This window comes from Streptomyces phaeofaciens, assembly GCF_014648915.1.
GTDB classification, from domain to species: Bacteria; Actinomycetota; Actinomycetes; order Streptomycetales; family Streptomycetaceae; genus Streptomyces; species Streptomyces phaeofaciens.
Window position 1 is genome coordinate 645,777 of record NZ_BMSA01000003.1, and the last position, 18,239, is coordinate 664,015.

At 69.9% G+C, this 18,239-nt stretch carries 13 protein-coding genes; 6 read left to right on the plus strand and 7 right to left on the minus strand.

What is annotated here, in order from left to right:
* Nucleotides 1-42 precede the first annotated feature (42 nt).
* Complete coding sequence (locus IE275_RS09750) at nt 43-690, minus strand: TetR/AcrR family transcriptional regulator (protein WP_189709779.1); 648 nt, start codon at nt 688-690, stop codon at nt 43-45.
* 174 nt (nt 691-864) lie between these two features.
* Between IE275_RS09750 and IE275_RS09755 the strand changes: the two genes are divergently transcribed.
* The gene (locus tag IE275_RS09755) at nt 865-1,782 is read left to right on the plus strand and encodes an ABC transporter permease (protein WP_189709781.1); all 918 of its coding nucleotides are present in this window, start codon (nt 865-867) and stop codon (nt 1,780-1,782) included.
* On the plus strand, nt 1,775-2,674 hold the full coding sequence (locus IE275_RS09760) for an ABC transporter ATP-binding protein (protein ID WP_189709783.1): 900 nt from the start codon (nt 1,775-1,777) through the stop codon (nt 2,672-2,674). The genes IE275_RS09755 and IE275_RS09760 overlap by 8 nt, the downstream gene beginning before the upstream one ends.
* A 91-nt stretch (nt 2,675-2,765) precedes the next feature.
* Here IE275_RS09760 and IE275_RS09765 read toward each other — a convergent pair whose 3' ends face one another.
* The gene (locus IE275_RS09765) at nt 2,766-7,697 is read right to left on the minus strand and encodes an NAD-glutamate dehydrogenase (protein ID WP_189709785.1); all 4,932 of its coding nucleotides are present in this window, start codon (nt 7,695-7,697) and stop codon (nt 2,766-2,768) included.
* 587 nt (nt 7,698-8,284) lie between these two features.
* On the opposite strand from IE275_RS09765, the gene IE275_RS09770 reads away from it, so the two are divergent.
* On the plus strand, nt 8,285-8,851 hold the full coding sequence (locus IE275_RS09770; protein ID WP_189709787.1) for a DJ-1/PfpI family protein: 567 nt from the start codon (nt 8,285-8,287) through the stop codon (nt 8,849-8,851).
* 54 nt (nt 8,852-8,905) lie between these two features.
* Here IE275_RS09770 and IE275_RS09775 read toward each other — a convergent pair whose 3' ends face one another.
* The gene (locus IE275_RS09775) at nt 8,906-9,574 is read right to left on the minus strand and encodes an HAD family hydrolase (protein ID WP_189709789.1); all 669 of its coding nucleotides are present in this window, start codon (nt 9,572-9,574) and stop codon (nt 8,906-8,908) included.
* Between the two features lie 144 nt (nt 9,575-9,718).
* On the minus strand, nt 9,719-10,234 hold the full coding sequence (locus IE275_RS09780) for a DUF6912 family protein (RefSeq protein ID WP_189709791.1): 516 nt from the start codon (nt 10,232-10,234) through the stop codon (nt 9,719-9,721).
* A gap of 303 nt (nt 10,235-10,537) precedes the next feature.
* Between IE275_RS09780 and IE275_RS09785 the strand changes: the two genes are divergently transcribed.
* Nucleotides 10,538-11,086 (plus strand): Rv3235 family protein, encoded by a 549-nt coding sequence (locus IE275_RS09785; RefSeq protein WP_189709794.1) that lies wholly within the window; start codon nt 10,538-10,540, stop codon nt 11,084-11,086.
* 318 nt (nt 11,087-11,404) lie between these two features.
* On the opposite strand, the gene secA is transcribed toward IE275_RS09785, so the two are convergent.
* The gene (secA, locus tag IE275_RS09790) at nt 11,405-14,248 is read right to left on the minus strand and encodes a preprotein translocase subunit SecA (RefSeq protein ID WP_189709796.1); all 2,844 of its coding nucleotides are present in this window, start codon (nt 14,246-14,248) and stop codon (nt 11,405-11,407) included.
* 279 nt (nt 14,249-14,527) lie between these two features.
* Here secA and IE275_RS09795 point away from each other — a divergent pair, with 279 nt between their 5' ends.
* Complete coding sequence (locus IE275_RS09795) at nt 14,528-15,118, plus strand: GNAT family N-acetyltransferase (RefSeq protein ID WP_189709797.1); 591 nt, start codon at nt 14,528-14,530, stop codon at nt 15,116-15,118.
* Nucleotides 15,119-15,184: 66 nt separating this feature from the next.
* Nucleotides 15,185-16,387 (plus strand): winged helix-turn-helix domain-containing protein, encoded by a 1,203-nt coding sequence (locus tag IE275_RS09800; RefSeq protein ID WP_189709799.1) that lies wholly within the window; start codon nt 15,185-15,187, stop codon nt 16,385-16,387.
* A gap of 6 nt (nt 16,388-16,393) precedes the next feature.
* Here IE275_RS09800 and IE275_RS09805 read toward each other — a convergent pair whose 3' ends face one another.
* Together IE275_RS09805 and hpf are read right to left on the minus strand one after the other, a co-directional pair.
* Complete coding sequence (locus IE275_RS09805) at nt 16,394-17,140, minus strand: response regulator (protein WP_189709801.1); 747 nt, start codon at nt 17,138-17,140, stop codon at nt 16,394-16,396.
* A gap of 205 nt (nt 17,141-17,345) precedes the next feature.
* A complete protein-coding gene (hpf, locus tag IE275_RS09810) occupies nt 17,346-18,038 on the minus strand; it encodes a ribosome hibernation-promoting factor, HPF/YfiA family (RefSeq protein WP_189709803.1) in 693 nt (230 codons plus the stop codon).
* Nucleotides 18,039-18,239: the final 201 nt, after the last annotated feature.

Genomic DNA, 18,239 nt, shown 5'->3' on the forward strand with positions numbered 1-18,239 from the left:
CTCATGTCACCCCAGCTCCCGTCACCGCGCGGGGCTCTCCGCTCACAGCGCCTTGATCGCCTCCGCCGTCGCCCGGGCCAGTGCGGCCAGATACCCCTTGGGCAGCTTCGGGCTGCGGATCACCACCGAACGCCAGTAAAGCGGACCCGAGATGAGATCGAGCGCCAGCTCCTCGTCCAGGCCCGTCCGGACCTCGCCGCGCTGCTCCGCCGCCGCCACGATCTTCAGGGCGACGCCCTCCTGCCCCTCCCGCAGCGCCTTCTGGAGCGCCTCGGCGATCTCGGGGTTGCGGGCCGCCTCGGCCTGGAGGTCGGGGATGATCTGCGAGGCCACGGGGTGCCTGAGCGCCCGGGACGTGACCTCGTACAGCATCCGCAGATCGCCCTCCAGGCCGCCGGTCTCCGGGGCGGGCAGGCCCTGGACGGCGAGCGCCGAGACCAGGTCGAGGACCAGGTGCAGCTTGGAGCGCCAGCGCCGGTACACCGCGGTCTTGCCCACACCGGCGCGCCGGGCGATGCCCTCGATCGACATCCGCGCGTAGCCGACGGTCGCGAGTTCCTCGAACACGGCCGCCCGGATGGCCTCCGTCACATCCTCGCGGAGCACGGCCGCTCCCGCGGGTGCCCGGCGGCGCGGACGTGCCGGGGTCCCGTCGGCGTTCGTCGTGTTCGTCGTCATGCGAACCAGCATAGGGCGTTACGACGAAACGGTTGCGTTCCGACGTCATCACGGCCTACGCTCACGTTGCGACGATACGGTGCCGTCCCGACGTAAGAGAACGTGAAGAGAACCGTAAGGAAACGCCGGCCGACGGCAGCACGACCGGACGCACGCACCCCCACCCCCCGAGTGAAAGCAGCGGATGTGAGCCAGGTACTCCACACACCGCCCGGGACACAGGCCATGCCCCGCGACGACCTCGCGGCCCTGGCCGCCCGGCACGGCCTCAGCGTCAGCGGCGCCCGCCCCTCCCTGCCCCAGTACATCCGCCGGCTGTGGGCACGCCGCCACTTCATCACCGCTTTCGCCACCGCCAAGCTCACCTCGCAGTACAGCGGCGCCAAGCTGGGCCAGCTCTGGCAGGTGATGACCCCGCTGCTGAACGCGGCGGTCTACTACTTCATCTTCGGCGTGCTGCTCCAGACCAAGAAGGGCGTCCCGGACTACATCCCCTTCCTGGTCACGGGGGTGTTCGTGTGGACGTTCACACAGAGCTCGATCATGTCGGGGACCCGGGCCATCTCCGGCAACATCGGCCTGGTGCGGGCCCTGCACTTCCCGCGGGCCGCGCTGCCGATCTCGTACTGCCTCCAGCAGCTCCAGCAGCTGCTGTTCTCCATGGCCGCGCTGCTGGTCATCCTGTTCGTCATGGGCGTGCCGCCGGCCCTCTCCTGGGTGCTGGTGATCCCGGCCCTGACGCTCCAGTTCGTCTTCAACGCGGGCGTGTCGATGATCCTGGCGCGCGCCGGGGCCAAGACCCCGGACATCGCCCAGCTGATGCCGTTCGTGCTGCGCACCTGGATGTACGCCTCGGGCGTGATGTGGAGCATCGATACGCTGCTCAGCAAGCATGCCGAATGGCCGTCCTGGGTCGTGGACGTCCTGCGTGCCAACCCGGCCGCCGTCTACATCGACCTGATGCGCTTCGCGCTGATCGACAGCTTCCAGGCCAGTCAGCTGCCGCCCCACGTGTGGGCGGTCGCGACGGGCTGGGCGCTGCTCGCCGGCGTCGGCGGTTTCATCTACTTCTGGAAGGCTGAGGAGACGTACGGCCGTGGCTGACAACGCATCCCGCACCACCGCGCCGCTCGACGAGCGGGCCCCCACCGTCATCGCCGACGGCGTCGACATCGTCTACCGCGTCAACGGCACCGGCGGCGGCCGGGGCAGCGCGACCGCCGCCCTCAACCGCATCCTGCGCCGCAAGCAGGCCGAGAAGGCGGCCGGCACCCGGCTGGTGCACGCGGTGCGTGGCGTCTCCTTCGTCGCCTACAAGGGCGAGGCCATCGGTCTGATCGGCAGCAACGGCTCCGGCAAGTCGACGCTGCTCAAGGCGGTCGCCGGCCTGCTGCCGGTGGAGAACGGCCGGATCTACACCGACGGCCAGCCCTCCCTCCTCGGCGTCAACGCGGCCCTGATGAGCGACCTGACCGGCGAGCGCAACGTCCACCTCGGCGGCCTCGCCATGGGCATGACCCGGGAGCAGATCAAGGAGCGCTACCAGCAGATCGTCGACTTCTCCGGGATCAACGACAAGGGCGACTTCATCTCCCTGCCGATGCGCACGTACTCCTCCGGCATGGGCTCGCGGCTGCGGTTCTCCATCGCCGCCGCCAAGGACCACGACGTCCTGCTCATCGACGAGGCCCTCGCGACCGGTGACGCGCTGTTCCGCCGGCGCTCGGCGGACCGCATCCGCGAGATGCGCGCGCACGCGGGCACCGTCTTCCTGGTCAGCCACAGCAACAGCACGATCCGCGAGACCTGCGAGCGGGTGCTGTGGCTGGAGCGCGGCGAACTGAAGATGGACGGGCCGACCGAGGAGGTCATGGAGGCCTACGAGACGTTCACCGGGGACAAGAAGACCAAGAAGAAGCCCGCACCCAAGCCCGCCGCCGCGGCACCCAAGCCCGCGGCGGCGGCACCGAAGCCGGAGCCCACGGCGGCGGTCTGAGCCGCACGGGATCCTGCCTGTACGGCAGAGGGCGCCCCCTCCTCTCGGGAGGGGGCGCCCTTCGTCACGCCGTCACGGGATCACCGCGCCGTCACGAGTGCGTGCGCAGCAGCGTCCGCATCGTCCGCATCGCCACCGAGAGGTTCGCCAGGTCGAACGTCTCCGAGCCCTGGATCTCCTCCAGCGTGGTGCGCGCCCGGCCCAGGATCGCCGCGTTCTTCTCCTCCCACGCCTTGAACCGCTGCTCGGGCGTCGAGGTGCCGTTGCCGACGGACAGCACGTCCGCGGTCAGCGCCGCGTGCGCCGCGTAGAGGTCCTCACGGATGGAGGCGCGGGCCATGGACTGCCAGCGGTCCGCGCGCGGCAGCTCGATGATGCGGTCCATGAGCTGGGTGATGTGCAGCCGGTCGGCAAGGTCGTAGTAGACCTCGGCGACGTCCAGCGAGTCCTTCCCGGTGCGGTCGGCCACCGAGACGATGTCCAGCGCCGGGAAGGCCGACGAGAACCCGGCGACCTTGGTGGCCAGCTCGTCCGGCACACCGACGCCGGACAGCTCGTCGTAGATCTTCTGCCACCACTCCAGGTCCGCGCCGCGCAGCAGCTTGGTCAGCTGCGACCAGACCTGCTCGACGCGGTCGGCGAAGAAGTCGACGGTCTCGGCGAGCTCGAGCGGCTGCGGCCGGTTGTTCAGCAGCCAGCGCGTGCCCCGCTCGACGAGGCGCCGCGAGTGCAGCCGGATGCGGGTCTGCACCTCGGCCTCGACCTGGTTGTCGAGGCCCTCCACCGCGTCCCACACCGGGGCCGAGCGGAAGATCGCCCGGGCCGCGGTCTGCGCCCGCACGATCTCCTCCAGCGACGCGCCGGTCTCCTCGCGCAGCCGGTGCAGATACGTCGTACCGCCCGTATTGACCGTGTCGTTGACCAGCACGGTCGTGGTGATCTCCCGGCGCAGCGGGTGGCTGTCGATGTGCTCGGGGAACCTCTCGCGCAGCGCGGTCGGGAAGTACGCGTACAGCAGGCCGCGCAGGTAGGGGTCGTCGGGCAGCGAGGTCTGCAGCAGCTCGTCCGACACCGTGATCTTCGTGTACGCCATCAGGACGGCGGTCTCCGGGCCGGTCAGGCCCTGGCTGGAGGCGAGCCGCTCACGGATCTGGCGGTCGGCCGGCAGGAACTCCAGCGCCCGGTCGAGGTGCCCCTCGCGGACCAGGTGGCGGATGAACCGCTGCTGGGCGTGGAGCATGTCCTTGGACTGGGCGAGGGCGTTGGCGATCGCCGTGTTCTGCGCGTAGTTGTTACGCAGGACGAGCGCGCCGACCTCGTCGGTCATCTCCGCGAGCAGCTTGTTGCGCTGCTTGACGGTCATGTCGCCCTCGGTGACCAGGCCGTTGAGCAGGATCTTGATGTTCACCTCGTGGTCGGAGGTGTCCACGCCCGCGCTGTTGTCGATGGCGTCCGTGTTGATCTTGCCGCCGCCCCGGGCGAACTCGATCCGGCCGAGCTGGGTCAGGCCCAGGTTGCCGCCCTCGCCGACGACCTTGACCCGCAGGTCCTGGCCGTCGACGCGGATCGGGTCGTTGGCCTTGTCGCCGGCGTCGGCGTTCGACTCCGTGCTCGCCTTCACGTACGTGCCGATGCCGCCGTTCCACAGCAGGTCCACCGGCGCGCTGAGGATCGCCTTCATCAGGTCGGCCGGGGTCAGCTTGACGACGCCCGCCTCGATGCCGAGGACCGCGCGGATGTGCGCGTTGACCGGGATCGCCTTCGCCGTACGCGGGAAGACACCGCCGCCGGCGGAGATCAGGTCGCCGTCGTAGTCGGCCCAGCTGGAACGCGGCAGCTCGAACAGCCGGCGGCGCTCGGCGTACGAGGTGGCCGCGTCCGGGTTCGGGTCGATGAAGATGTGCCGGTGGTCGAAGGCGGCGACGAGGCGGACGTGCTCGGAGAGCAGCATGCCGTTGCCGAACACGTCACCGGACATGTCACCGATGCCGACGACCGTGAAGTCCTCGACCTGGGTGTTCACGCCCAGCTCGCGGAAGTGCCGCTTGACGGACTCCCAGGCGCCGCGGGCGGTGATGCCCATCGCCTTGTGGTCGTAACCGGCGGAGCCGCCGGAGGCGAAGGCGTCGCCGAGCCAGAAGTTGTAGCTGCCCGCGACCTCGTTGGCGATGTCGGAGAACGTCGCGGTGCCCTTGTCGGCGGCGACCACCAGGTAGGTGTCGTCCTCGTCGTGCCGCACCACGTCGGCCGGGGGCACGACCTCGCCGGCGACCATGTTGTCGGTGATGTCGAGCAGCGCCGAGATGAACGTCTTGTAGCTGGCGATGCCCTCGGCGAGCCACGCGTCGCGGTCCACGCCCGGGTCGGGCAGCTGCTTGGCGACGAAGCCGCCCTTGGCGCCGACCGGCACGATCACCGTGTTCTTCACCATCTGCGCCTTGACCAGGCCCAGGATCTCGGTGCGGAAGTCCTCCCGCCGGTCGGACCAGCGCAGACCACCGCGCGCGACCTTCCCGAACCGCAGGTGCACGCCCTCCACGCGCGGCGAGTACACCCAGATCTCGAACGCCGGGCGGGGCGCCGGCAGGTCCGGGATGGCCTGCGGGTCGAACTTCATGGAGACGTACTCGTGCGGCTTGCCGCCCACGCTCTCCTGGAAGAAGTTCGTCCGCAGGGTCGCCTTGATGACGGTGAGGAAGGACCGCAGGATGCGGTCCTCGTCGAGCGAGGCGACCTGGTCGAGCGCCGCGTCCAGCTCCTCCAGGAGCGCGTCGACGATCTCGTGCCCGGCGCGCTGCCGCTCCGGCGCCATCCGGGCCTCGAACAGGTTGACCAGCAGCCGGGTGGTGTGGACGTTCGTACGGAGTGTGTCCTCCATGTAGTCCTGGCTGAAGGTCGCCCCGGCCTGGCGCAGGTACTTCGCGTACGCGCGCAGCACCATCGCCTGGCGCCAGCTCAGCCCGGCGCCCAGCACCAGCGCGTTGAACCCGTCGTTCTCCGCGAGGCCGGTCCAGGTCGCGGAGAACGCCTCCTGGAACCGCTCGCGGCCGTCGTCGCCGAGCAGGTCGGTGGTGGTGCCGCCCTCGGGGATGCGCAGCCCGAAGTCGTAGATCCAGGCGACCGAGCGGTCCGTGCAGCGCAGCTCGTAGGGACGCTCGTCGATCACCTCGACGCCGAGCCGGTTGAGCACCGGCAGCACCGCCGACAGGGAGATCGCGTCACCCTTGCGGTAGATCTTGAAGCGGCGCTCGTCGGGTGCGGCGCCCACCGGCTCGTACAGGCTGAGCGAGAAGCTCTGGTCCTCGGTGAGCCGCTCGAGGTGGACGAGGTCGGAGACCGCGGCGCGCGGGGTGTGGTCGGCCTTGTAGCCCTCGGGGAAGGCGTTGTTGTAGCGGCGCTGCAGCTCCGCGGCCCGCTCCTCGCCCAGCTCGGCGTTGAGCGCCTCGGCGAAGGCGTCGGCCCAGGACCGCGCGGCCTCCACGAGCCGCGCCTCGATGCGGTCCTTGTCGTTCTCGGACAGCTCCGGCAGTTCGGTGCCCTGCGGGACCCGGACGACGAAGTGCAGCCGGGAGAGGATCGACTCGGTGTTCCAGGCGGTGAAGTCGACGCTGGTGCCGCCGAGCTCCTCCTTGAGGATGTCGATGATCCGCAGCCGGACGCCGGTGGTGTAGCGGTCGCGGGGCAGGTAGACCAGCGCGGAGTAGTAGCGCCCGTACTCGTCCTGCCGCAGGTAGAGCCGCAGCCGGCGCCGTTCCTGGAGGTAGAGGACGCTGGTGACGATGGACCGCAGCTCGTCGACCGGGGTCTGGAACAGCTCGTCGCGCGGGTAGGTCTCCATGATCTGGAGCAGGTCGCGTCCGTCGTGGCTGTTGGGCGAGAAGCCCGCGCCCTTCAGCACGGCGCCGACCTTGCGCCGCACGACGGGCACCCGCACCACGGACTCGGTGTAGGCGGCGGAGGAGAACAGGCCCAGGAAACGGCGCTCACCGACGACATTGCCGTCGGCGTCGAACTTCTTCACGCCCACGTAGTCGAGGTACGACGGCCGGTGCACGGTGGCCCGGCTGTTCGCCTTGGTCAGCACCAGCAGCTTGTGCTCGCGGGCCTTGGCCCGGGCGTCGGCCGGGAGCCGCTCGAAGGACGGGCTGACGGGGTGGCTGTCCTCGCCGGCGTGGTGCGGGTCGGAGCGCAGGATGCCGAGGCCGGTGCCGGGGACCGCGGCGAGGGAGTCGTCCTCGCGCAGCTGGTACTCCCGGTAGCCCAGGAAGGTGAAGTGGTCGGCGGCGAGCCAGCGCAGCAGCTCCCGGGCCTCCTCGACCTCGGGCGAGGCGAGGTCGCCGGGCACGGGCTCGTCCGTGAGGCCGTCCGCGATCCGCAGGGCCGCGTCCCGCATCTTCTCCCAGTCCTCGACGGCCTCCCGGACGTCGGACAGGACCCGCAGCAGCTCCGCGGTGATCTGCTTGAGATCGGCGCGATCGGTCTCGCGGTCCGTCTCGACATGGATCCAGGACTCGATGTGCGCGTCGTGCGGCAGGTCCGCGGCGGACGGAGGCGTGCGGAGCACCTCGATGAGCTTGCCGGTGACATCGCGCCGGACCACGACCTGCGGGTGGATGACGAGGTGGATGCCCCGCCCCTGCCGGGTCAGCTCGTTGGTGACGGAGTCGACGAGGAAGGGCATGTCGTCGGTGACGACCTCCACGACGGAATGGCTGCACGTCCAGCCGTTCCCCTCGACCGTCGGGGTGTGGACCCGGACGTTGGCGGTGCCCTGTGGCCGGTTCTCGGCGAGCCGGTAGTGCGACAGCGCGGCACCGAAGACATCGACCGGGTCGCGGTCCGTGAGGTCTTCCGATGCGGTGTGCAGGTAGTAGCGCTGGAGGAACGCGAGGAGGGTGTCCCGGTCCGGGAGGCCCTCACCCGTCGTCCCAGTCGGTAGGTGCCCCCCGACCGGGCTGTTCTCAGCGACCCGCGCCGCCCTCTCGAGCAGCTCGGCCTTGGCTTCGTCCAGCTTGGTCTGCATTGTCCTCTGACTCCTGTCGCGCGCCGTTGCGTGACGTAGAAGGAAGTACGGTCTCTTCCCTTGCGGCTCGACGCCACGGCCCGGGGTCTCCGGTCCGCTTCGACGCTATGCCGCAAGCTGAGATGAGCGGGGGGTTATCGGCCATTCTCGACACGCCCCCGCGGTGTGACGCTGCTCTCCGCGCCACGCGCTCCTGGGATGTGTACGGCGTCCTGGGGAACCTTGCGCCCCCGTCCCGCCCGCAAGAACCAGCGTCCGCCGCCCGGCCACGGGGATATTCCGTGCTCGCCGGGCGCAGGGCAGGGGCTACAGCACCCCCGCGAGATATCGCGCTGATCACGCCACCAGGCTATCGCTCCTCACCGGGGGCCCGTCATGAGCCGTATGTGTACAAAACAAGGGGGAGAAGTTTGACGTTCTGCACAGGAGCGGGACGGGCGGATGAGTGCTGGGCAACCTCATGTTTCGGACAAGTCGACGCGGGCGCCGCCCCACGGCACCCTGAAAGCGACCCCACCTCTTGGCAGGCCCACCCCCAAGAGGCACGTTGCCCATGACAGCGCCCGCCCGAGAGGAAGCCGCCCACCATGACCGCGAAGATCCTCATCGTCACCGGCGACGCAGCCGAGTCCCTGGAGGTCCTCTACCCCTACCAGCGCCTGCGCGAGGAGGGCTACGAGGTCCATATCGCCGCCCCGACCCGCAAGCGGCTCCGGTTCGTGGTCCACGACTTCGAACCCGGCTTCGACACCTACACGGAGAAGCCCGGCTACACCTGGCCCGCCGACCTCGCCTTCTCCGAGGTCGAGCCCGGCCAGTACGCCGCCGTCGTGATCCCCGGCGGCCGGGCCCCCGAGTACCTCCGCAACGACCCCGAGCTCCGCAAGATCCTCAAGTCGTTCTTCGACTCGGACAAGCCGGTGGCCCAGATCTGCCACGGCCCGCTGCTCACCGCCGCGGTCGACGCCCTGCGGGGCCGCCGGGTCACCGCCTACCCGGCGCTGGAGATCGACATGCAGTCGGCCGGCGCGACCTTCCAGGACAGCGAGGTCGTGGTCGACGGCACGCTGGTCTCCTCCCGGGTCTGGCCGGACCACTCGGCCTGGATGCGTGAGTTCCTGACCGTTCTGCGCGCGAAGGCCCCCGTGACCTGACCCCCTCCGCCGAGCCGGTGCGGCGTCGCACGGACGCACGCCGCACCACCCCCCTCAGGCGGCCAGCCGCCCGGCGACCGCCACCGCCTCCTCGAGGCTGTCCACCACCGGCACCCCGACCCCCTCGAGGCTGGCCCGGCTGTGCGAGCCCCCGGTGTAGAGCACGGCCCGCGCCCCGGCGTGCAGCGCGGCCACCGCGTCGTCGGCCGCGTCCCCGATCACCACGGTCCGCTCGGGCTCCACCACGCCGAGGGCCCGGAGATGGCGCACCATGTGCTCGGTCTTGCTGCCGCCGGACGGCCCCGTGCGTCCGTCGACGCGTATGAAGTGCGGCTCTATGCCGAAGCCCCGCACGAGCGGGACGAGCTCCTCGTGCACGTACATGCTCAGCAGGGACTGGCTGTGCCCCGCCGACCGCCAGCCCGAGAGCAGGTCCTCCGCGCCGTCGGTGAGCGCGCAGCGCACCCGGTGCTCGGCGTAGTACCGGTGGAAGACGTCGTCCATCAGCTCCCACTCGGCGTCGGTGGGCAACCGACCCATCAGCCGCTCGTAGAACTTCGGCACCGGCACGCAGTACAGCGCCCGGTACCGCTCCAGAGTCAGCGGCTCCAGCCCCAGCTCGGCGAACGCCGCGTTCGTCGCGCCGATGATCGCGTCATTGTCGTGGAACAGCGTGCCGTTCCAGTCCCAGACGATGTGTGCCGGTTCTTGCTGCTTCGCCATGCCACAAAACGTACCCGCCCGCACTGACAATCAAGAGGGGAGGATCGTGAGGCCCTGGTCTCGGTCGCCGGGGCCAGGCCTCCTCAGCTCCTGAAGCTCGGGCATCAGCTCCTGAAGCCCGGCGGCACCCCCTGAAACCCGCCCTCAGCCGCCGGAACCCACCAGGCTCGGGATCTCCTGCCGGGCGAACCACAGCAGCTCGTGCTCCTCGGCGCCGTCCACGACGGACTGCGCGTCGCCGTCCCCGCCGTCCGCCGCGGCCAGGGCCCCGGCCGCGGCCGCGACGTCCTCCTCGGCGTCGTCCGCGTCGACGTGGACGGACGCCGCCTTGGCCAGCGGCACCGGCCCGGCCACCCGGACCTCTCCCGGTACGGCCTGGTCCGATCCGCTGCCGGGGTCGGCCACGGCCGCCCGGTCGGGGACGTCGACGGCGACCACGACCCGCCGCCGGGGCGCGTCCGCGTCCGCCGCGAGCAGCCGCAGCGAGGCGAGCGCCGCCTGGCCGAGCGCCGCGTACTCCAGCTCCTCCATGTCCTCGGAGACGTACCACTCGCGCAGCGCGGGGGTGACGGCGTACGCGACGAGCGGCCCGGACCCCAGCTCCCCCGTCTTGTGTGCCTCGGCGAGGCCGGGGAGGGTCACGGGAACGTAGACGCGCATGGCTGGCCGCTCTTTCCTGGTCGGAGGCTCCGCTCGAAGGCCTTCAGGATACGTGCGGGCGTCCTCTTTCGGGCCCCCGCCCACCGCGGGCGACACGTCCACCCCGCGCCTCGGAATTCACCCCCCACACCTCGCTCACCTGGCCTTTCCCCTCACGGAATCCTTCTGATAGGTGAATCGCCCCTCCGAGGCCGGGCAACTCTCCGCTTCCTTGCCATCACGTACCGCGACACCGTACAAGATCCACAACGCAAGTTACCGCCCGGTAGAAGCGGAGGCCGGGCCCATCGAACGGGGACAACCATGAACAAGGTCATGACGAGGGACCAGCACACCCCCACCGCCCGACCTCCCGGCCGCCGGGACACCCGCCGCCCCACCGGCACCCCGCCCCGCACCCCCGGCGGCGGCACCCTGCGCACCGCCCAGGCCGGCGGCCGCCCACCGGCCTCACCCCGCGCCACCTCCACCCGCCCGACGGACAACCGCCCCGCACCCACCCCGGCCCGCGTACGCCCCACCGACCTGTTCGCCGACCGTCTCCTCGCCGTCCTGAGCGGCCGGCGCCCCGTCCACTTCATGCTCCGCCACACCCGCGGCCGCGCCTACGACGACCTGGCCCACCTCGCCGAACGCAGCCCCCTGCGCACCAGTCACGGCACCCTTCCGGTCGTCCGGGACATCGGCTACTACGTCCCCCGCCCCGGCGCCGTCGAGGCCTTCGCCCGCATCGGCACCGGCAACCGCGTCCGCGCCATGGCCTTCCGCCTGGAACTCGGCCCGGACCACCGCTGGCGCTGCACGGCCGTCGAACTCGACGGCCCCCGCAGGCCCGAGCCGCCGACCGACTGAACGCGTTCCCGAAGCCGTCAGGGGCCGCCCGCGGCCCCCTCGGCGGCACTCGGCACCCAGTTGCCCGGCCTGGAGCCACGGGCCGGGCAGAGGCCCGACAGAGGCCTCCGGCGGGCCCTCCCGAAGGAAACCCTCCCAAGGGAAGCCCTACCGAACGAAGCCCTACCGAAGGAAACCCTCCCAAGGGCCTCCCCACCCGCCGCCGCACGCCGAAGGGCCGGGCCACCCGAAGGTGACCCGGCCCTCACACCGGCTCTCGCACCGCCCCGCACCCCACGGCACCGTCACTCCCGGCGACGGCACCGCGGACACGAGCCGCTACTTCTTGCGGCGCCGCCCGGCCTTCGCCTGCTTGCGGCGCTCCGCGCGCGTGAGACCGTCGGCCTCGGAGCGGACCGGCTCGTCGTCGTCGTCGAACTCGCCCTCGATCGTGCCGCCCTCGCCGTCCACGGTCGGCGCGGAGAAGTGCAGGTTCCGCCGCTGCGGAGCGTCCAGCCCCTTCGCGCGGATCTCCGGACGCGAACCAGCCTGCGCCGGCACCACGTCCTGCTTCTCCATGTCGACCGGAGCGGCGTCCTCGACCGGAACCTCCTCGACCTGCTGCTCGACCTGGACCTCCAGGTTGAACAGGTAGCCGACCGACTCCTCCTTGATGCCGTCCATCATCGCGGTGAACATGTCGAAGCCCTCGCGCTGGTACTCGACCAGCGGGTCCTTCTGCGCCATCGCCCGCAGGCCGATGCCCTCCTGGAGATAGTCCATCTCGTAGAGGTGCTCACGCCACTTGCGGTCCAGGACCGACAGCACGACCCGCCGCTCCAGCTCACGCATGATCTCCGAGCCGAGCTGCGTCTCCCGCGCCTCGTACTGCTCGTGGATGTCGTCCTTGATGGACTCCGAGATGAACTCGGCCGTCAGACCGGCACGGTCACCCGCCGCGTCCTCCAGCTCGTCCACGGTGATCTTCACCGGGTAGAGCTGCTTGAACGCACCCCACAGCCGGTCCAGGTCCCAGTCCTCCGGGAAGCCCTCGGCGGTCTCCGCGGAGATGTACGCGTCGATCGTGTCGTCCATGAAGTGCTGGATCTGCTCGTGCAGGTCCTCGCCCTCCAGCACACGGCGGCGCTCGCCGTAGATGACCTCACGCTGCCGGTTGAGGACCTCGTCGTACTTCAGGACGTTCTTACGCGTCTCGAAGTTCTGCTGCTCGACCTGCGACTGGGCGGACGCGATCGCACGCGTCACCATCTTGTTCTCGATCGGCACGTCGTCCGGGACGTTCGCCATCGACATCACACGCTCGACCATCTGCGCCTTGAACAGACGCATCAGGTCGTCACCCAGCGACAGGTAGAACCGGGACTCGCCCGGGTCGCCCTGACGGCCGGAACGACCACGCAGCTGGTTGTCGATACGCCGCGACTCGTGGCGCTCGGTGCCCAGCACGTACAGCCCGCCGAGCTCCTTGACCTCTTCGAACTCGGCCTTGACCGCCTGCTCGGCCCTCTCCAGGGCGGCGGGCAGGGCGTGCGCCCACTCCTCGATGTGCTCCTCGGGGTCGAGGCCGCGCTGGCGCAGCTCCGCCTCGGCGAGGTCGTCGGGGTTGCCACCGAGCTTGATGTCGGTACCACGGCCGGCCATGTTCGTGGCCACCGTCACCGCGCCCCTGCGACCGGCCTGGGCGACGATCGACGCCTCACGCTCGTGGTGCTTGGCGTTCAGCACCTCGTGCTGGATACCGCGCTTGGAGAGCTGCTGCGACAGGTACTCGGACTTCTCGACCGACGTCGTACCGACGAGGATCGGCTGGCCCTTCTCGTGCTTCTCGGCGATGTCGTCGACGACCGCCTCGAACTTCGCGACCTCGGTGCGGTAGATCAGGTCCGACTGGTCCTTGCGGACCATCGGCCTGTTCGTCGGGATCGGGACCACGCCGAGCTTGTAGATCTGGTGGAACTCGGCGGCCTCGGTCATCGCCGTACCGGTCATGCCCGACAGACCGGCTTCTTCCTTGCCGTTGTGGTCGTGGCGCTTGTAGAGGCGGAAGAAGTTCTGGAGGGTGATCGTGGCGAGCGTCTGGTTCTCGTCCTTGATGTCCACCCCTTCCTTCGCCTCGATCGCCTGGTGCATGCCCTCGTTGTAACGGCGGCCGGCGAGGATACGGCCGGTGTGCTCGTCGACGATCATGACTTCGCCGTCCATGACGACGTAGTCCTTGTCCTTCTTGAAGAGCTCCTTCGCCTTGATGGCGTTGTTGAGGTAGCCCACCAGAGGCGTGTTCACCGACTCGTACAGGTTGTCGATGCCCAGCCAGTCCTCGACCTTCGAGACACCGGCCTCGTGGATGGCGACCGTGCGCTTCTTCTCGTCGACGTCGTAGTCGCCGGTCTCCTCGAGACCCTTGAGGGGGTTGCCCGCCTCGCCCTTCTTCAGACGCGTCACCAGCTTGGCGAAGTCGCCGTACCACTTGGTGGCCTGGTCGGCCGGACCCGAGATGATCAGCGGCGTACGGGCCTCGTCGACGAGGATCGAGTCGACCTCGTCGACGATCGCGAAGTTGTGGCCGCGCTGCACCAGCTCGTCCTGCGACCACGCCATGTTGTCGCGCAGGTAGTCGAACCCGAACTCGTTGTTCGTGCCGTAGGTGATGTCGCACGCGTACTGCTCGCGGCGCTGCGCCGGCGTCATGTTGGCGAGGATGCAGCCGACGTCCAGGCCCAGGAACTTGTGGACACGACCCATCATCTCGGAGTCGCGCTCCGCCAGATAGTCGTTGACCGTGATCAGGTGGACGCCCTTCCCGGAGAGGGCGTTCAGATACGCGGGCAGCGTACCGACGAGCGTCTTGCCCTCACCGGTCTTCATCTCGGCCACATAGCCGAGGTGCAGGGCGGCACCACCCATCATCTGCACGTCGTAATGGCGCTGGCCGAGGACGCGCTTGGCGGCCTCGCGCACGGTGGCGAACGCCTCGGGCAGCAGGTCGTCCAAGCTCTCACCGTCGGCGTACCGCTGCTTGTACTCATCGGTGAGGGCCCGCAGCTCGGCGTCGGAGAGGTCGACGAAGTCCTCTTCGATGGAGTTGACCTGGTCCGCGATGCGGTGCAGCTTGCGCAGGATCTTGCCTTCGCCTGCACGCATGATCTTCGAGAGGACGGACACGGGGGTTGGTCTCCTTGCCGGTCGGGCCTGGGACGGTCGGTTTCCATTTGACTTACTGAGCAACGGCCATCGTATGCGAGGACCCCACCACGCCGGGAGGCCTGCCGTACGAGGACCGCACACTGCCGCGCACCTGTACCAAAATCTTCTTCAAACAGACCAACGGCCGGGCCCCGCCGATGGTGCCGCGCCCCGCCCACGAATTGCGCGAATTGTGATCACCCGCTCACGCACCGCGAAACGATGGCGCCCCCGCCCTCCCCGCACCAGAATCGCCCGATGGAGCCCGTCACCCTCACCACCGACCGCCTGGTCCTGCGCCCGGTCGGCCCGCAGGACACCGACGCCGTGCACACCGCCGCCCAGGACCCCGACATCCGGCGCTGGACCACCATCCCCTCCCCCTACCTGCCCGAACACGCCCACAGCTTCACCGAACAACTCGCACCCGAGGGCTGGGCCGGCAACTCGATGTTCACCTTCGGCGTCTTCCTCCCCGACGGCACCCTCACCGGCATGCTCGGCCTCACCATGCGCTCCCTCGGCACCGCCGAGATCGGCTTCTGGTCGGCCAAGGAACACCGCGGCCGCGGCTACACCACCGAGGCCACCCTCACCGCCGCCCGCTGGGCCTTCACCCACCTCGCCGTCGACCGCCTCGAATGGCGCGCCGAAGTCGGCAACACCGCCTCCCGCGCGGTCGCCGAACACGCCGGCTTCACCCTCGAAGGCACCCTCCGCTCCGGCATCAACAACAAAGGCGTCCGCCGCGACTGCTGGCTCGCCTCCCTGCTCCCCTCCGACCTCGGCCTCCCCTCGGCAGCCCCCTACCTCCCGGCCCCGCCACCCCCCTCGGACCCCACCCGCTGAACGCCCCGACCGCCCGAACCCCCAGCTCACCCCGCACTGTCAGTCCCACCGCCTATCGTGCGAAGCATGACCACCCCGCGCCCCGCCACCGACCTCACGGCGGACGAAGCCCGCCGTATCGCCCTACGGGCCCAGGGCTTCCTCGGCACCCCCGCCCGCAAGGCCGGCGTCCGCGGCGTCCTGCGCCACCTCGGCGCCGTCCAGCTCGACACCATCTCCGTCCTGGCGCGCTCCCACGAACTGATCCCGTACGCCCGCCTGGGCGCCGTGGGCCGCACCACCGTCGAGGACGCGTACTGGAACACCGACTCCTCCGGCGCGCCCGCGGCCCGACGACCCCACGCCTTCGAGTACTGGTCCCACGCCGCCTGCATCCTCCCCATCGAGGAATGGCCCCACTTCGCCTTCCGCCGACGCGCCTACCGCAACCGCCCGCACTGGAACCACGCCCTCCCCGAGGGCACCTACGACCAGGTCATCAAGCAGCTCCGCACCGAAGGCCCCCTCACCGCGACGGAGTTGGGCGGCGCGAAGAAGACCAGCGAATGGTGGGACTGGTCCGGCACCAAGGTCGCCGTCGAGCGCGCACTGATGTACGGCGAAGTCGTCTGCGTCGAACGCCGCGGCTGGAAACGCGTCTACGACCTCGCCGAACGCGCCGTACCCACCGATCTCCTGCACGACGAACTCGACGACGCCGAATGCCTGCGCCGCCTGGTCCGCCTCGCCGGCCAGTCCCTCGGCGTGGGCACCCGCGCGGACATCGCCGACTACCACCGCCTCAAGGGCGAACAGGTCGACGCGGTGATCGCCGACTCGGGCCTGGTCCCCGTCACCGTCGAGGGCTGGTCCAAGCCCGCCTGGGCCGACCCGGCCGCCCTGGAGGCACCCCCGCGCGGCCGCCACCGCACCACACTCCTGTCGCCCTTCGACTCCCTCGTCTGGGAGCGGGCCCGCACGGAGCGCATCTTCGGCTTCACCCACCGCCTGGAGGCCTACGTCCCCAAGCCCAAGCGGATCCACGGCTACTTCGCGATGCCGGTCCTGGCCGGCGGCCGCCTCGTCGGCCGCGTCGATCCCGCCCGCGAGGGCCGCACCCTCGTCGCCAGACAGGTCACCCTCGACGGCCCGAAGGCGGTCCCCGCGGTCGCCCAGGCCCTCCTCGAGGCCGCGACCTGGGTGGACTGCACCGACGTCCGCGTGGAGCGCGTCGACGCCCCGGAACTGCGCGAGCCACTCGTCAAGGAACTCACCCGCGCACTCGTCTGACCGGCGTCACCGGATCTCGAGGATCTTCTCCCGCATCGCGTACACCACGGCCTCCATCCTGGAGTGCAGCTGAAGCTTCTCCAGGATGTTGCGCACATGGTTCTTCACGGTGTTCTCGGAGATGAACAGCTCCTTGGCGATGTCCCGGTTGTTCATCCCCGTGGCGACGAGCTTGAGCACCTCCAGCTCACGGTCCGTCAGCCGCGGCGCCGGGACGAGCCGGCGCTCGTCCGTCCGCTGGATCATCGACTTGAACTCGGTGAGCAGCTTCGACGCCATCGACGGGCTGATCTGCGACTGCCCGTCGGCCACCGCGCGAATCGCGGTCGCCACCTCGTCCGTGGAGATCTCCTTGAGGAGATACCCGGTCGCACCCGCCTTGATCGCTTCGTAGAGGTCGGCCTCCTCGTCGCTGATCGTCAACATGATGATCTTCGCGCTGGGGGCCACCTCCTTGATCGAGGTGCACGCCTCGATACCCCCGCGCTTCGGCATCCGTACGTCCATCAGCACGATGTCCGGCAGCAGATCGGCCGCTTTGTCGACCGCCTCCGCGCCGTCCCCCGCCTCGCCGACGACCTGGATGTCCTCCTCGGCCGCGAGCACGATCTCCAGTCCGCGGCGGAACAGGGCATGGTCGTCCACGACAAGGACTCTGATCGGCTCCTTGCGCGCAGCACCCCCGTCCGGGCCCATGCCGACGACGCCGTCGTCGGCATCCTCGTCACGCATCGGTCCGAAGCTGTCCGCCATCGTTCCTCCCCCTGAAGGCTGCGGCCGTGGTCGCGGGCCATCGCCAACCCAAGGCAACGGTCCACCGGTTGGGCCGTTGCCGCCATGATTCCATGTCCGGACGACAACGAGGTGACGCAGAAGAGCGCGAAGGGGTCGCACACGGGTGCCCCTGGGGGCGCACACGCGCTCCAGGGGCATCCCGCTCAGCCGTCACCGGACCGGATCAGCCACCCAGCGCGCCGCCCGCCTCGGGGGAGTGCGCCTGGGCCACCATCGGGTCGGTGCTGAGGTGGATCACGCCGTAGTCGTAGGCGTGCCTCCGGTAGACGACGCTGGGTTCCTTGGTCTCGGAGTCGACGAACAGATAGAAGTCGTGGCCGACCAGTTCCATCTCGTAGAGGGCCTGGTCGAGAGTCATCGGAGCGGCGACGTGCGTCTTCTCGCGGACCACGAGGGGCCCATCGCCCTGCACTTCCAGCGAACCGATCCTCTTCGTCGGCACGCTGTCGGACGCTTCGGCCGACACGGGGTGGCCGTTGCCGTTGAGCGTCGCCACGCCGGGGACGACGTCGGGAACCTCCGCCGCGCTGAGCCGGCGCGCACCGCGCCGCGTGTACCGCTTGTCGTGCTGCTTGCGCAGCTGGGCATCCAGCTTCTCCGCCGCCAGATCGAGTGCCGCGTACGGGTCGCTGGCCGCCGCCTCCGCCCGGATCACAGGACCACGGGAGCGGAGCGTGATCTCCACTCGGTCGCACCGGTCGGCCTGTCGGGGGTTGGGCTCCTTGGACACCTCGACGTCGAGGCTGATCACCTTGCCGTCGAGCTTCTGGATCTTCTCCAGGTTCAGCTTCTCGGCCACGTGCTTGCGGAACCGCTCGGGCACCTCGGTCTTGCGGCCCTTGACGACGATGTCCACGCAGAACTCCGTTCCCGGATCACTCCGCTTGCCTGCGGAGCGTCTCCCTTTTGCACCAGGCTCCGGTGAGCACCGGAACCTCGGACTTGGTGACTTCCACCTCCTCCTCCCCCATGGACGAGATCTACACCCCCGGTGCTGCGGGTGATAACCGAAAGTCGCAGCACGGCATTCGGATAGGAGAGGTGTGGCCTGCGGCTT

Coding starts and splice junctions, on each gene's coding strand:
- IE275_RS09770 (WP_189709787.1), top strand. CDS start 8,285: ATGACCGCGAAGATCCTCATCGTCACCGGCGACGCAGCCGAGTCCCTG.
- IE275_RS09805 (WP_189709801.1), bottom strand. CDS start 17,140: ATGGCGGACAGCTTCGGACCGATGCGTGACGAGGATGCCGACGACGGC.
- IE275_RS09750 (WP_189709779.1), bottom strand. CDS start 690: ATGCTGGTTCGCATGACGACGAACACGACGAACGCCGACGGGACCCCG.
- IE275_RS09765 (WP_189709785.1), bottom strand. CDS start 7,697: ATGCAGACCAAGCTGGACGAAGCCAAGGCCGAGCTGCTCGAGAGGGCG.
- IE275_RS09775 (WP_189709789.1), bottom strand. CDS start 9,574: ATGGCGAAGCAGCAAGAACCGGCACACATCGTCTGGGACTGGAACGGC.
- IE275_RS09780 (WP_189709791.1), bottom strand. CDS start 10,234: ATGCGCGTCTACGTTCCCGTGACCCTCCCCGGCCTCGCCGAGGCACAC.
- IE275_RS09785 (WP_189709794.1), top strand. CDS start 10,538: ATGAACAAGGTCATGACGAGGGACCAGCACACCCCCACCGCCCGACCT.
- IE275_RS09800 (WP_189709799.1), top strand. CDS start 15,185: ATGACCACCCCGCGCCCCGCCACCGACCTCACGGCGGACGAAGCCCGC.
- IE275_RS09795 (WP_189709797.1), top strand. CDS start 14,528: ATGGAGCCCGTCACCCTCACCACCGACCGCCTGGTCCTGCGCCCGGTC.